The organism is Paenibacillus sp. ISL-20 (genome assembly GCF_018613005.1).
Lineage (GTDB): Bacteria > Bacillota > Bacilli > Paenibacillales > Paenibacillaceae > Paenibacillus_AQ.
Window position 1 is genome coordinate 52,103 of sequence record NZ_JAGGRD010000070.1, and the last position, 14,218, is coordinate 66,320.

Annotated in this window: 13 protein-coding genes; 3 read left to right on the top strand and 10 right to left on the bottom strand. The window is 50.6% G+C overall.

The window, feature by feature from the left end; translation table 11 throughout:
• Positions 1-9: 9 nt before the first annotated feature.
• The 4 genes from J7E85_RS32010 to J7E85_RS32025 form a co-directional block, all read right to left on the bottom strand.
• A complete protein-coding gene (locus J7E85_RS32010; protein WP_215164020.1) occupies positions 10-1,728 on the bottom strand; it encodes a helicase-associated domain-containing protein in 1,719 nt (572 codons plus the stop codon).
• Positions 1,725-3,509 (bottom strand): DNA repair helicase XPB, encoded by a 1,785-nt coding sequence (locus J7E85_RS32015; RefSeq protein ID WP_215164021.1) that lies wholly within the window; start codon positions 3,507-3,509, stop codon positions 1,725-1,727. The genes J7E85_RS32010 and J7E85_RS32015 overlap by 4 nt, the downstream gene beginning before the upstream one ends.
• A 213-nt stretch (positions 3,510-3,722) precedes the next feature.
• Positions 3,723-4,895, bottom strand: a complete 1,173-nt coding sequence (locus J7E85_RS32020; RefSeq protein ID WP_251036199.1) for a M20 family metallopeptidase — start codon at positions 4,893-4,895, stop codon at positions 3,723-3,725.
• 30 nt (positions 4,896-4,925) lie between these two features.
• Positions 4,926-5,435, bottom strand: coding sequence for an NUDIX hydrolase (locus J7E85_RS32025; protein WP_215164022.1), 510 nt, complete (start codon positions 5,433-5,435; stop codon positions 4,926-4,928).
• Positions 5,436-5,686: 251 nt separating this feature from the next.
• Between J7E85_RS32025 and J7E85_RS32030 the strand changes: the two genes are divergently transcribed.
• Together J7E85_RS32030 and ftsW are read left to right on the top strand one after the other, a co-directional pair.
• Positions 5,687-6,034, top strand: coding sequence for a YugN family protein (locus J7E85_RS32030; protein ID WP_215164023.1), 348 nt, complete (start codon positions 5,687-5,689; stop codon positions 6,032-6,034).
• Between the two features lie 11 nt (positions 6,035-6,045).
• Positions 6,046-7,263, top strand: coding sequence for a putative lipid II flippase FtsW (ftsW, locus tag J7E85_RS32035; RefSeq protein ID WP_215164024.1), 1,218 nt, complete (start codon positions 6,046-6,048; stop codon positions 7,261-7,263).
• Between the two features lie 55 nt (positions 7,264-7,318).
• Here the strand turns inward: ftsW and J7E85_RS32040 are convergent, their stop codons facing one another.
• Positions 7,319-7,705: an Asp23/Gls24 family envelope stress response protein gene (locus J7E85_RS32040; protein WP_009589611.1), complete on the bottom strand. Its 387-nt coding sequence runs from the start codon at positions 7,703-7,705 to the stop codon at positions 7,319-7,321.
• Positions 7,706-7,892: 187 nt separating this feature from the next.
• Here J7E85_RS32040 and cax point away from each other — a divergent pair, with 187 nt between their 5' ends.
• Complete coding sequence (gene cax / locus J7E85_RS32045) at positions 7,893-8,966, top strand: calcium/proton exchanger (protein ID WP_215164025.1); 1,074 nt, start codon at positions 7,893-7,895, stop codon at positions 8,964-8,966.
• A 125-nt stretch (positions 8,967-9,091) separates the two neighbouring features.
• On the opposite strand, the gene J7E85_RS32050 is transcribed toward cax, so the two are convergent.
• The 5 genes from J7E85_RS32050 to J7E85_RS32070 form a co-directional block, all read right to left on the bottom strand.
• Positions 9,092-9,379, bottom strand: coding sequence for an Fpa/YlaN family protein (locus tag J7E85_RS32050; RefSeq protein ID WP_009589686.1), 288 nt, complete (start codon positions 9,377-9,379; stop codon positions 9,092-9,094).
• Between the two features lie 152 nt (positions 9,380-9,531).
• Positions 9,532-9,777, bottom strand: coding sequence for an HPr family phosphocarrier protein (locus J7E85_RS32055; protein WP_071223684.1), 246 nt, complete (start codon positions 9,775-9,777; stop codon positions 9,532-9,534).
• 95 nt (positions 9,778-9,872) lie between these two features.
• Positions 9,873-10,988, bottom strand: coding sequence for an aminopeptidase (locus J7E85_RS32060; protein WP_215164026.1), 1,116 nt, complete (start codon positions 10,986-10,988; stop codon positions 9,873-9,875).
• Positions 10,989-11,119: 131 nt separating this feature from the next.
• On the bottom strand, positions 11,120-11,947 hold the full coding sequence (locus J7E85_RS32065) for a hypothetical protein (RefSeq protein WP_215164027.1): 828 nt from the start codon (positions 11,945-11,947) through the stop codon (positions 11,120-11,122).
• Between the two features lie 103 nt (positions 11,948-12,050).
• Positions 12,051-14,036, bottom strand: a complete 1,986-nt coding sequence (locus tag J7E85_RS32070; RefSeq protein WP_215164028.1) for a sensor domain-containing diguanylate cyclase — start codon at positions 14,034-14,036, stop codon at positions 12,051-12,053.
• Positions 14,037-14,218: the final 182 nt, after the last annotated feature.

The window sequence follows — 14,218 nt, forward strand, 5'->3', positions numbered from 1 at the left end:
CATACGCTTTTACGGAATCACAAGCCGCATTTCCTTCCATTCCCCTTCGCCTAACTGCACCACGGTTCCCGTCATTTCGGAATCGGAATCCAGATCATATAATGCTCCCGAAATTTTCCATGGCTGCCGCTCGAGCTGAAATGGAATAAACTCCATCCGGCTTCCATCGACCGCAATCTCTAATTTGGCTGACAATTCAAGCGCCTGCTCCATCATTTGCTTGGCCGTCGAACCGTGATAAGAACGCCAATCCCGTGTCCACATGATGGGAATCCGGTTCAAATCCGGAACGATTGACGCTTTATCCGGAAGGCTGTCGTCCCATTCAAGAACAAGCTCACTGCGCGCAGAGCGAATGAATCCGCTGGAAGGGCAGCCTGGATAACGCGGCAAAGCGTAACGGTTATCTCCTTCATCACTGGCCCCGATCTCCGTTTCATCTTCTGGAGCTGCCACGGAATACCATAAAGAAGACTCATTCCTTCCCGCGCGTTCAATCTCCTTGCCCCACTGACGTAGGGCCGTGTACACGTTCTCTGGAATTCCTGCCGCTGCATGTTCCGTGAAAAAAGCCGTGATCGCTTCCGGCCCCATTCCTGCAGTCGCCGCCTGAGCTACCGAATCTCTGGTCAGTCGATAAACCGTCATTACGTCATCCGAGAAACGCTCCGTGCATAGGGCAGCCGTAAACTTGACCATATAAGGCACGTCAGGCGGAATCAATATATCAAAATCCGGCTGAATAAACAGCCCCGAAGATCCGGTGTCATCCTTACTGCTTCCACTCAACAAGGAGCAGGGATCCATACGCCACCGGAACAGGAATTGACCAGCGTGATCCATCCCAAGATCTGTGTAACCGCAACCGGTCAATAAACGGAGCCATGAAGCCGCATCCCCCGCGGACAACTCCCTTCCCCTAAGAGGATCCCAGTTCAGTGGTTCCTCGCCCTTTGCTAACATGTGCTGAGCATAATACCACATCCCGCCGATCCGTGATGAGTGGCAAATCTGCCATGTGAAATGCTGATACTCGGCCGAACCCGGAACATAACGCTCCATCATGTGCAAAAGAGCCAATCGGTCCATCGCTTCGCGTGAGAGTGCGAGCCAATGACGCAACGCGGTCATGTTCAGCCTAAGCTCCCTTTGCTCCAAGGCGACCAGCTCAAACGAAAACAGCAGATCCAATACGATCGCAACATGCGGTGGATAAACATCAGCGTGATCATATTGGAGAGTAAGCTCCTCGACATCGGATGGCATTAATCCCACGATACTCCCCAGCTTCTGAATAAACTTCTTATGCATAACCCCTTTAGTGGTAATAGCCACCCGGTTCTTAGCCATATAGACAAGCACATTGAACATGTCAACTGCTATGCCGCATCTTCCCTCTTGCTGGAGCTTCACGGCAGCAGCGGAAACAGAATCCGCCTCGAGATTGCCAAAGGCCTCCTGGAGAATCTGAAGTTTATCAAAAGGAATGAAATACAGCCTCTCGCCCCAGCCCTGTTTCACCGCTTGAACCCATCGCTGCTGCCTCAAGGATAAGAAGGCGAGCTGTATTTCCACACCGCTCAGGCGCTGAACGCGAAGCGAGCGAAGCTTGTCGTCATCAAAGCTCTGCCCGGCAAAGCGGCCCCAAATATGATAAAGGACCGATCGCTCCTTCGGAAGAAGATGCTCTAAGCTTGTGGCTGTCGCCAAGTCCTGCTGTTCCATCATCTCCACGAGGCCTCCTTCCCGTCAGGAATCTGCAAGCGATGCGTATGCCGCATCGCTATGAGGTCAAGGGAGGCCGGATGCTTCGCTTGAATCGCGTGATACTCATACCCCTGCTCAATCAGGAACAGCTGGCGCCGGATCGCAAACATCTCCTCCCGGCTGTCCTCCGTCACCAATGCATAGAAATAAGCCCGATTCTCCCCCTGCTTCGGCCGCAGCAAGCGTCCAAGGCGCTGCGCCTCCTCCTGCCGTGAGCCGTAACTGCCCGAAACCTCGATCGCGACGGAAGCATCGGGCAGGTCAACCGCGAAGTTAGCCACTTTCGAAACGACAAGTACACGAACGGCTCCTTCCCGGAAAGCCTTATACCATTCATTACGCTGATCCTGTGTCATCTGCCCTGTAATGAGAGGGGCCTGCAGCTCCTCGGCAATGGCGTGAAGCTGATCCAGGTATTGCCCTATGATCAGCGTCTGTGCATCTTTGTGGAGTTCCACGAGCTGCCGAATCACGCGGAGCTTAGTGGGATTCTCGGCAGCCAGCCGATACTGCTCTCTTTTGCCTACCGTCTTGCAGGCTTCTCTTATCTCATCCGGCAGCGGCACCTTAATCTCCGTGCAGTCCACCGAAGCAATCCAGCCCTGCTCTTCCAACCTTTTCCAAGGCATCTCATATCGTTTGGGGCCGATCAGCGAGAACACGTCATGCTCCCTTCCATCCTCGCGAACCAGGGTGGCGGTCAGTCCGAGCCTGCGGGTCGCCTGAATATCGGCCGTTGCACGGAATACCGGGGCGGGGAGGAGATGGACCTCATCATAGATGATTAAGCCCCAGCGACGTTCATTAAACAGCTTCATATGCTGTTGTTCATCACCCTTGCCCTGTCGGTGGGTCAAGATGTGATAGGTAGCAACCGTTACCGGCCTCACCTCTTTGCGCTGACCGGAGTATTCACCGATCTCCTCCGGGGAGAGCGTGGTTTTCTTCAGCAGCTCGTCGATCCACTGCCTTACAGACGTTGTGTTGGAGGTGAGAATCAGGGTCTCGCACTGCAGATCGCGCATGGCAGCGATGCCAATCACCGTTTTCCCGGCACCGCATGGCAGGACAAGCACCCCGTTCCCACCTTCTCCACCGATATCCCGAAAGGATTCGGCAGCCTTCTGCTGATAGTCGCGAAGCTTGAATCGCTGATTGTTTGAGCCGCCGCTTAAACCTTCGCCTTTCTCCGTGCCTGGTGGTTCTCCTCGCCAAAGGATGTTCAGATATTGCCCGTCCAAATATCCCGCCTGATCCAGCACAGGATATCCAAGCCGGGTCAACTCTTGCTTTAATAGGCCACGCCGGTCTGAGGGCACCTCTGCCTCGTTTGCCGAAATCAACCGAACGCCGATTTCCATCAGGGAACGCTTGGACCTGAGCTCCTGCATCAGGGCTTCACTATTGCTGTGTAGCAGCAATGAACGATCCTGTGTGGGATGCGGCAGCAGCGACAGCTGTCCGTAACGCCCAACGAGCTGGATAACCTCTTCCAGCAGGGCCGCCGGTACATCCCAACGTGACAGCGACTGAAGGCTCGAACAAATCGCCTCAGCTGTCAATCCTCCGGCAGCGGCGTTCCATAAGGATAACGGAGACAGGCGATATGTATGAAAAGACGTAGGACTTTTGATCAATTCCGCATACTGGGCCAGTTGTTCGCGTGCGGCCTCAGCATCCGCATGAGCGGTCTCAAGCAATATGGTCCGATCCCGCTGGACGATGCACGGCTTGTTATGCATCCTAATCCCTCCTCGTAACATTTGGCTCTCTATTTTTCATGGCAGGTTAGAAAATCGTCTATCAACGTACTTTCTCAGAAGACAGACCGCATATAGCGGAGGTTAAAAAAAAGAAGCCCACATCCATATCCATGGATCTGAACTTCCCCCTATGATCAATAGGATTTCCAAATGACGAGCGTTCATGCGCGATGATTGCGATTTTCTTAAAGTCTAGTCCCCGTTCTGATAACTCGACACCATCTCGACCAGCAGCTTCGCCCCATAACGCATAGCATCTTCATCAAAGTCGAACATCGGGTGATGATGCGGATAGATTGCCCCCTTGTCCGGGTTACCGGCTCCAACAAAAATGAAGCAGCCTGGAATTTCCATCAAGTAATAGGCAAAATCCTCCGCTGGCATCAGTTTGGGCGAGACCTTGACCTGATCCGCTTCGAATACTTTCGGTGCCGTACGGAAGAACCGCGCGGTTTCGGTCTCATCATTCACCAAGGGTGGATAACCGACGAGATATCGGACCGCTGCCTTCGTGCCGTAGGTTTCCGAAACCGTCGGGGTCATATGTTCGATCCGCTCCCGGATCAATGTCCGGGTAGGTTCGTCAAAGGTGCGCACCGTTCCCGTGATCCGGCAAGAGGAAGCAATTACGTTTTGTGCCGTTCCGGCTTGGATCGTTCCTACCGTAACCACGGCAGGCTGCAGTGGATCTACCGTGCGGCTTACAATGGTTTGGAGCTGCATAACAAGCGCTGCCCCCGCTACCAGGGCATCGGCTGTCACATGCGGCATACCGCCATGTCCCCCGCGCCCTGTAATATCAATGAAAAACTCATCCGCCGCAGCCATCAGCGGACCCGGCGCGCTCGCTGCGGTCCCTACCGGAAACGGCGTCCATAAGTGGAGACCATAGACAACGTCGGCTCCGTCAAGTGCTCCATCCTTGATCATCTCTACCGCACCACCGGGACAGACTTCCTCCGCCGGCTGGAACATAAAACGAATTTCGCCCTGGACTTCTTCCGGATACGTGCTGTAAAAAGCAGCGGCCCCCAGCAGCATGGAGGTATGCCCATCATGCCCGCAAGCGTGCATCACGCCTTGCACCCGAGATCTGTACTCGCAGCTCTTGCCGTCTTCAATCGGCAGCGCATCCATGTCAGAACGCAGCACAACGGTCTTGCCAGGTTTTTCTCCTTTTAGAATTCCTATAACGCCATGCCCGCCCACACCTGTCTTGACCTCCAAGCCAAGCTCCTGCAGCCGGGTTGCTATAAATGTCGAAGTTTCCTTCTCCTGGAACGAAAGTTCCGGGTGCATATGTAAATGACGACGCCACTCCACCATCCTTGGATACCATTGTTCCCAAAATGCTTCCTTCGTCAAGTTCCATCATCCTCCCCCGCTATATGCGGCTCAATCGATCGCAAGAAATCCGTAAAGCTTGCTCAGCAGCAGTCCGTGCCCAACCATGGCATCCATTCGGCCGCCTTCCTTGATCTTGCGATATACATCCCTGAGCGGGACCCACAAAGCTCTAACATCTTCGTCCTCAACTTGATTCGACTCTTGGCTGCCAGACACCTTCAAATCGTCGGTGAAATGAAAATGAACGTTCCGGTTGGCCAGAGAAGCCATCGGATAAGCACTGCCCATATAGGACAGGTCCTTGCACAGCACGCCTGCCTCTTCCTCAAGCTCCCGCTTCACGGCAAGCTTCCGTTCCTCACCCGGTTTCACCGTTCCGCCGGGAAGCTCCCAGGTGATCTCATGAACCGCTTCCCGGTGCTGGCATACCAAGAGCAGACACCCTTGATGAACGGCCACAACCGCTGCCGATTCCGGAATCCGGTCGATCACGACGATTTCCTTCTGCCTGTTCTCTTCCACTGCATAATAATCCGTGCGGTAAACGACGCGATTCATCGGCCATATCCACCCTTCGCTTAATTGAAGTCCTATGAATATATAACCACCAGGATGGAAAGCGTACATTTCACAGCGTTTTCACTTCCATTTATTTTAGCAGAAAAGAAGAATGCCTGTCGTTATCAAAATCTCATCTGGATAAAAGGTCTCAATTGAAGCGTGACGGGCGGTACAGGCTTGCACAAGTTCCTGAAACATACTATCATATTAAAGAACTTTGCAAGGACTATTAAGGGGGTTACAACCACATGATTTTCGAAAATACAGGCTTGGACGAATTGCACAGCGATTTAGCTTACCTTGATGAATGTGCCGAGAAAGTAGGCTTCATTCGTTGGCAGTGGGAATACTACCGCGCTACATATGACTTGAAAATCGAAGATAAAAAAAATCAGGCTGAATACTTCCTGCGCATTAACACCCGCGCTGTTGAAGGCAAGCTCGAAAAACCGGACGCCATCCTCAAAATCGAAGCGGTATACCTGGGTAGAGCCACGTTCCCGCACGGACTTGAGTATGAATCCATGGCTCCACAGCCCGTTATGAATGTGGCTACCAAGAAGCTTCAAGAGCTCAAAGCTCTTCTGGAAGCGTAAGGTCGAACATTATGAATACGACCAAACCTCAGCCGAAGAGAGGGACGCCTGATTTTCAACTGCTGATCCTTACCTTGCTGTTAGTGGGATTCGGACTGATCATGGTGTTCAGTTCCAGCTCCAGCTTGGCCGTTTTCAATGAAAAATTCAATCACGATCCGCTGCATTTTACGAAGCGGCAAGTCGCGTTTGCCGTCCTCGGCACGTTGGTTATGTTTGTTGCCATGAACATCAACTATAAGAAATACAAGCAGCTATTCATACCGGTATTTTTTCTAACCTTGATGCTGCTGATTCTTGTGGTGATCATCGGTTCCGCGACCAACGGAGCCACAAGTTGGTTTAACCTGGGGAAATTCGGCATCCAGCCGACCGAACTGGCCAAAATTGCGACCATTGTCTATCTGGCAGCGCTGATTACCAAAAAAGGGGAACGAATCCGTCAATGGAAGGGCGGTTTCTTCCCCGTACTCATTATTGTAGGGGTCGTAGCGGGACTTATCATGCTTCAGCCGGATTTAGGCTCCTGCTTCATCCTCGTAGCTACGAGCGGGCTGCTGATCTATGCTGGCGGCGCCAGCCTCAAGCATATCCTGGGGTGTATCTCGCTTGTCGCGCTTGGTCTGGTGCTCACTCTGGGCGTCGGTTCACTCTTTAACTCCAGCGGAGATCAGGAGCAGGCTTCCAAGAACTACAAGATGGGCCGGATCGAGGCTTTCATGGACCCGTTCCACGATGAGTCGGACACGGGCTACAATTTGGTGCAATCGCTGATCGCCATCGGCCAGGGCGGTGTCACTGGAGCCGGTTACGGGGAGAGTGTGCAGAAGCTGCATTACCTGCCGAATCCTTACAATGACTTTATCTTTTCGGTCATCGGCGAAGAATTCGGTTTTATCGGAACTGCGATATTCCTCCTGCTCTACTTATACTTCATCTTGCGAGGGATCATTGTGTCGCTTCGCTGCTCGGATCCGTTCGGAACCTTGACCGGCGTCGGCATCATGGGACTGATCGCCATCCAGGCCTTCATCAATATCGGCGGGGTTACCAATACTATCCCGATTACGGGCGTTACCCTCCCATTCATCAGTTATGGCGGATCCTCGCTGCTGGTTATGATGCTGAGCATGGGAATCGTGCTTAGCATATCCAGGGACAGCAACCGTCCGATGAAAGAGGAGCAGGTTAAATCCGTAATTAAAAAAGACTACCGGGCAATCGGGTAGTCTTTTTTCTCGTTTTTTTTCATCATCAGCGGGGAACGATCCCCTATGGTACGTCTTATTTGGCTCGAAGCTGAATATCGTCGATTTCATCGTCTTTAAAAGCTACGCCTTCGACCTTCACATTGACCTCAACCACACGAAGCCCTGTCATGCTCTCGACAGCTTCGCGGACATTCTGTTGAAGCATGCGGCACACTTCATGTATGGGTGTCTCATAGAGCACGATAATCCGCAGGTCAATCGCCGCTTCCAGCTGACCTACTTCTACGGTAACACCCTTTTGCACATTTTTGCCGCTCAGTCGCTTAGCCCAGCCCTCGGACAATCCACCGGACATTGCTGCAATACCTGGGGTTTCCAAGGCAGCTAATCCGGCAATTTTCGAGACGACATCATCCGATATTCGAATCAAACCGTTATCCAGTTGAAGTTGTTCCGTCATGCCATTTCCTCCTTCACCTCATTATCCGTTATTGTAAATGGTAACGGGCCTAAAAAGCAAATGCTCCTTTCTGAAAAGAAGGATAATTTTTCGAAAAATTTGGGTATATTGTAAAAAGCGATACGAGAATCGTCGTTTCCGCTCGCAAGAACTCATCAATACATAAACCATAAGGTAGGTGTCGATTATGAAAAAATGGCTAAACCCCGCGCTGCTCATCTTCACTTTTTTGCTTAGTGCGCTGGGGCATTTTGCGAATTGGAACTTCACACTCCAATTCATTCTGTCTGCCATCTCAGTTATTTTTGTCGCCGGTTTCCTTGGCAAAGCAACCGAAAGCGTTGCGCATTACGCCGGTCAACGGCTCGGGGGATTCCTGAACGCCACCTTCGGTAACGCAGCGGAGCTGATCATTGCCATCCTGCTGATCAAGGAAGGCTTGTACGATATGGTGAAAGCAAGCATCACCGGCTCCATTATCGGCAACCTGCTGCTCGTCCTCGGACTCAGCCTGTTTGCCGGGGGCCTCAAATTTAAAATCCAAAAATACAACGTGACACTGGCAGGTCTGAACGGATCCCTGATGACGCTGGCGATAATCGCGCTGTTTATCCCTGCTGTCTTTCTGAATACCCACTCCATTACGGAGAGTGAGTCCAAGACGCTCAGCCTTATTGTAGCGGGAATTCTTATCATAGCCTACATCGCATGGCTGGGGTTCTCGATGATCACCCACAAGAATTATTTGGCGGATGTCAGCGACGATAACGATCAGGATGCGCTGCCGCATGAGCACGGTCCCGTCTGGTCCAAGAAACGCTCAATACTGTACCTCGTTGTCGCTACGGTAATGGTTGCATTTGTCAGTGAATGGCTTGTCGGGGTGCTTGAGCCTATCAGTCACGAGTATGGCCTCAGCGAGCTGTTTATCGGGGCATTCCTTGTAGCGATTATCGGTAACGCAGCCGAGCACAGTGCAGCCATTATGCTCGCCATGAAGAACAAAATCGGCGCCGCCGTTGAAATTGCCGTCGGCAGCAGCCTGCAGATTGCCCTGTTTGTCGCTCCCGTGCTCGTATTCATCAGCTTCTTCCTTGGGGATACGATGGATCTCGTGTTTACCACGCTGGAGCTGGTTGCTATCGGTGTCGCCGTGTTCATTGCCAGATCCATTACGCAAGACGGTGCCTCCAACTGGTATGAAGGCCTTCTGCTGCTCGCCGTGTACGTCATACTGGGCGTCTCGTTCTTCCTCGTCTAAATGTAAGAAAAGGTCAGCCTACACAACTGCCTACACCGTGTGCGATGTAATCCACAAGAAAAAAAAACGCATGCCGCCTGAGTGCGACATGCGTTTCTCTATGTATGCGCCTGTACGAGTACAGGCTATTTGGATTGATTCATGGCTTCGTACAGGACCGCCAGATTGCGTTCAAGCTTGCTGATCAGCTGCTTTCCCGTACTTTCCGGAAGAAGCCCGGCCCGCACCGCGAAATCAACCTCTTTTGAAAAACCGTACATTTGGGTATCCAGCACTTCCTCATAGAGAGGGCAATAACGGGTCGCCAGATTCTCCATCTGTACTTCAATAAGCTTTAGGATTTTATCTGCATCTTCATGAAGAAGACTGATCGCTTTTAAATTCAGCTGTTCCTGTAAATCAGATGAAGTCATGATCTTCCCCCCTATGTCAAAAATCACAGCACAGTTACTATCTTTAATATTAGTCGAAATCGTTTCTCAATACAAGGACCTGAACAAAATAGACCCCTTCTCTACGAAAAAACACCCTTCCATTCTTATGGAAGGGTGTTTTTGGTTGACTGTTATTCAGCTACGACGGATACATTCAAACCATGCTTGGTGAATACGTCGATCATTGCTTTTTTAGCTGCATCAGCATCAGGTCCATGAACATGCAGTTCATAGCTTTGGCTGTTGACAAGCGTTGTGAACAGACCCAAGATGCTCTTAACATCAATGTACTTGTTCTCGGCCTGCAAAACGATGGAGGACGAGAACTGGCTAGCGGTTTGCGAAATTTCTACGATAGATTGATTGTTATTGGACATACGAATCCCTCCGTAACTTTAGGATCTGAATAAAGCTCATCACTGCACCTTCATGATACATTGAATCCGTTTTCTTATGCAACATTTTTTCCAATCTATTTTAGATTTTCCGGATTTAACGCTGCTAGTTCTGGAATAACAAATATACCATCCTTGCGAATCAAGCGATCATCAAAGTAGATTTCCCCGCCGCCGTACTCCGGACGCTGGATCAAAACGAGATCCCAGTGAATCGAGGAACGATTGCCGTTGTCTGTTACATCATATGCTTGACCTGGCGTAAAATGCAGGCTTCCGGCGATTTTCTCATCAAACAGAATATCTTTCATCGGTGTCAAAATGTATGGGTTGAAGCCGATGGCAAATTCGCCGATATATCTTGCACCTTCATCCGCATCCAAAATCTCGTTCAAACGTTTGGTGTCGCTGCCGGTTGCTTCAACAATTTTTCCGTTTTCAAAGCGGAATTTAATATTCTCGAAGGTTACGCCATTGTAGAGAGTTGGTGTATTGTAAGAGATCGTTCCGTTAACGGAATCACGAACAGGCGCTGTATATACCTCGCCATCCGGAATGTTTTTCTGACCGGAGCATTTCTCCGCACCGATGTTTTTGATCGAGAAGCTGAGATCCGTTCCCGGTCCCACGATGCGAACCTTGTCGGTCTTTCTCATCAGCTCGGCCAAAGGATCTTGGGCGCGGTCCATTTTGGAGTAATCCAGATTGCACACATTGAAGTAGAAATCCTCAAACGCCTCGGTGCTGGTGTTGGCAAGCTGTGCCATGCTGGCGTTCGGATAGCGGAGAACCACCCATTTCGTGCGCTTGACGCGCTCTTCGCTATGTACGGGGTGCGAATAAAGTGCATTATACAGCTTCATGTTTTCCTCAGGTACGTCAGCCATATCGTTGACGTTCTCGCCTGCGCGGATACCGATGTAACAATCCATTTTCTTCATGCGCTCAAGATCCAGCTCAGCCCACAGCTCAAGCTGCTCCTTATTTGCGTTCTTCAGCATGGCACGTTGAACCGTACGATCTGTCAATTGCACGAACGGGCGGCCACCTTGATTCGAAACCTCCTCAATGATGGCATTCAGCAGATCGCGCTCCGATCCAATCATTTCGATGAGCACATTTTCGCCAGGCTGCATATCTACCGAATAGTTCACGAGATTTTGAGCCAATTTTTGAATTCTGGGATCACGCATATGTCATATCCTCCTTATGATGACTGTTCCCTACGTTATGAATTGAACAGCGGTAAATTTATTCATTATTGTAGCATGCAAACAGCCCTAAGTCAGCGTTCATCGTTAAAAAAATTTTCATGGCGATCCCTTCAATAACCAGTAAATGTAACATCGGACAGCAGCGTTTCCGTGCGGGTTTTGCCTTGTTCGTCAACAAAAAACAACGTTCGTTCCATCGTTAGTTTGGTAGGAAGCTGTTTTTTTTTGTTAATCGTTACATGAGAAACCGAAACCGTATCCGCCTTGCTCAACATGCTCTTCATTTCATTATAGTCCCGCTCCCACACGGCCTTCAGTCGTTTGCGTACCTTCGGATCTTCACTGTACAGCGGATCCCCTTTGCGTTCGATCCGCTCCCCCAGCGTCTTCATCTGCTGATCCAACGATCCATAGACCATATGGGCTGCCGCTTCGGGTGACAGCTCGATGCGCAGCACCTTGGTTCCTCTTGCCGCCCCCAGCTCCTGGGTCACCGTCTTCTCCGAATTTCCGATATACTCCAGCAGTTCCAGCGGATTCAAGCGGGTTATCCACATTTCCTCGACATGTCCTGATGAGAGTGTGCTCCATTTGCCTTCCTTGCGCTTCAGGGACACGGTAAGTCCATCCGCTTGATATACCGAATCGGCAGATACCTTATCATTACGTATGGTTGTGTCCTTGTTCGTTGAGGATAGTGTCAGATCCGTATGATGCTGCAGATTACCTTCAAATGCCAAACTTTGCTGAAACGGTCCGTTTTCTCCGCTCCGAATCGCCGCTTCTCCCCGAAAAGAGAAATTATCAACGCCAGACAGCCCCGACAGGGCGCGGTTAAACGACTCTTCGGCAGACAATTGATCTTGCCAGGCACATCCGGTTAAGCAAAAGACAAACAAAACCATTCCGATGACGCTCCGTGATCTTCTTATTCTCATAATCATCAGCCCTTCGTTGATCTTTCTCTTAGGCTATCCGCGGTCCATAACATTATGCAGATGACAGAAAAAACCCTGCAGCCACTAAATAGCTGCAGGGTATTTAATCTAATCCGATTTCGGCCTCGGCCCTCTCCACGACAATTCGGTTGCGGCCGCCATTCTTCGCTTCGTAAAGAGCCATATCCGCTCGGTAAAAGAGGGACTCCACACTGATCATGTCATTGGTCCAGTTCCATTCAGAAATTCCGCAGGACACCGTTACGCGCGGGTCGGTCTCTTCCGATACCCTTATGCGAATCCGTTCGGCGACCTGCATCGCCTGCTGAATGCCGAGTCCCGGCAAATACACGGCAAGCTCCTCGCCGCCCCAACGGGCCGGAATATCGCTGTGGCGAATCGTTGTCTTCACGATACTGCTGACCTGCTTCAGAATTTTGTCCCCCCGCTGGTGACCGAACGTATCATTAACCTGCTTGAATGCATCGATATCCACAACAATGAGAGAACCGCAAAAATCACGAGTCTGACATTCATGGATCATTTCATCAAGATAATGTCTCGCATACAGTTCAGTCAGCATATCCCGGTTCGCCATTCTTCTCACTTCCGCATGCAGAAAGGCATTGCCGATAGCCAGACCAATATGGCTTGTCAGGGCTTGAAGCAACCGATAACTGTCATACGAAAAATAATGCCGCTTCGCATGGGTGAGAAGGACAACCCCCCGCACCTCACCGTTTACGGTAAGCGGAGTAGCAATCATCGAGCTGGAATGAGTGCTCTCCATTAGCCGGGATTCCGCCGGACGTTCTTCGTTATAGTCTGACAGGATGAGCGGTTCCTTCGAATGGTAAACTAAGCCGCCCAAACCATAATCCTTCTCAAAGACCTCCTTGGCAAGCCATTCGGCGTTGCAGGATACCACTTCAAGACCGCCAAGCTCCTCGTTATAAATCAAAATGCAGCAGTAATCGGCCTCAAGAATCTTTAGCAGCTCATGGTTGGCAAATTGAAATATCTCCGCCAAATGCAAGCTTTTGTTCAACCGCTGTGTCAGTTCATTAATCATACGGAGCTCATGAATCATCAGATTGGACTGCTCGTACAATTTCGCATTCTCAAACGCGGTGCCCGCAGCATCGGCCATCATCCCGAGCAATTCCAGATCCATATCGGGCAGCTCAGACTTGTCCACTTCCACATGGAGCACGCCATAAACGCCCTGCTTGCCTCCCATGGGGATCCCGATTTCCACGATTGAATCGGGCTCCTCATGTTCATCAATCGTGAGGGTACCCTCCATAAATGTGCGGACATAAACCTCTCTCTGCCAATGATGAAGCAGCAGAGGACGCACTAGCGGATGTCCGCTCTCATGGTCCTGAGACATAAACAATTCGACTTTGGCCTTGGGATACAGTGCCAGAACACTGTCGATAGCCTCCACCAGCACATTGTCCACATTAATCTGCACATGCATCCGCTTTACATACTGAAACATGATGGAACGCCTGTGCACCTCACACTCAGCTTGGTTGTGGACTTTCTCCAGATCATCGGCAAATACGTATTCCAGCTTCCGATAGAAGCAGGAACGAAACAATAACGCGTAAGTTTCCGTCAGCATAAGTGACTGTTCCGGCTCCATCGCATGCGAGGAAACACTGACCATCACCGCAAATACATCCCCATGAATGCGAGTGAAGAGCGGGACAGCGCACAGCACGCTTCCCTCCAAAGAACCCTTTCCCATCCCTTGGGCGGCTTCTTTGGAGTTCAAAGTAAGCGATAACGTCTCATCTTCACTTGCGTTAAGGTATTGCGTTATTTCGGACGCCCCTGTCAGCCAAGCTCCCTCATGAGAAAGAAGGGCCCAGCTGAATTTCTTCATCGCCTGTGTGCCTGCGCTTTCTCTTAGCCACTCCAGATAGCTGTCTGATATGAGAGGCTGAATATAAGGGAAATCATGAGGTGTAATATCCAAGCTCTGAAGCCAAAAACGAGGCTCGTTTCCAGGAATTGGCCCAGCATCATTAACTGCAGAACCGGGAGAGCTTTCATACACTTTCCGTTGATCTTCTGACATATTGGGCGCTCCTTTGCACCATTATAAAAGGCCTATCCAAGACTGGCGCTCCGATTCATAATGTAAGGATCCATTTGGCTGCCGCATGAATAGCGGTAACCCAGCTGTTCAACATATTGGGAGGGTCATGATAAACACCAAAAGATGTTACGATATGTAACTAGATAAATAAGACTACTTAA

What these genes read in the sequence shown, in the direction of transcription:
- J7E85_RS32010 (WP_215164020.1), bottom strand. Translation starts at nt 1,728, where the DNA reads ATGATGGAACAGCAGGACTTGGCGACAGCCACAAGCTTAGAGCATCTT.
- J7E85_RS32015 (WP_215164021.1), bottom strand. Translation starts at nt 3,509, where the DNA reads ATGCATAACAAGCCGTGCATCGTCCAGCGGGATCGGACCATATTGCTT.
- J7E85_RS32025 (WP_215164022.1), bottom strand. Translation starts at nt 5,435, where the DNA reads ATGAATCGCGTCGTTTACCGCACGGATTATTATGCAGTGGAAGAGAAC.
- J7E85_RS32030 (WP_215164023.1), top strand. Translation starts at nt 5,687, where the DNA reads ATGATTTTCGAAAATACAGGCTTGGACGAATTGCACAGCGATTTAGCT.
- ftsW (WP_215164024.1), top strand. Translation starts at nt 6,046, where the DNA reads ATGAATACGACCAAACCTCAGCCGAAGAGAGGGACGCCTGATTTTCAA.
- J7E85_RS32040 (WP_009589611.1), bottom strand. Translation starts at nt 7,705, where the DNA reads ATGACGGAACAACTTCAACTGGATAACGGTTTGATTCGAATATCGGAT.
- cax (WP_215164025.1), top strand. Translation starts at nt 7,893, where the DNA reads ATGAAAAAATGGCTAAACCCCGCGCTGCTCATCTTCACTTTTTTGCTT.
- J7E85_RS32050 (WP_009589686.1), bottom strand. Translation starts at nt 9,379, where the DNA reads ATGACTTCATCTGATTTACAGGAACAGCTGAATTTAAAAGCGATCAGT.
- J7E85_RS32055 (WP_071223684.1), bottom strand. Translation starts at nt 9,777, where the DNA reads ATGTCCAATAACAATCAATCTATCGTAGAAATTTCGCAAACCGCTAGC.
- J7E85_RS32060 (WP_215164026.1), bottom strand. Translation starts at nt 10,988, where the DNA reads ATGCGTGATCCCAGAATTCAAAAATTGGCTCAAAATCTCGTGAACTAT.
- J7E85_RS32065 (WP_215164027.1), bottom strand. Translation starts at nt 11,947, where the DNA reads ATGAGAATAAGAAGATCACGGAGCGTCATCGGAATGGTTTTGTTTGTC.
- J7E85_RS32070 (WP_215164028.1), bottom strand. Translation starts at nt 14,036, where the DNA reads ATGTCAGAAGATCAACGGAAAGTGTATGAAAGCTCTCCCGGTTCTGCA.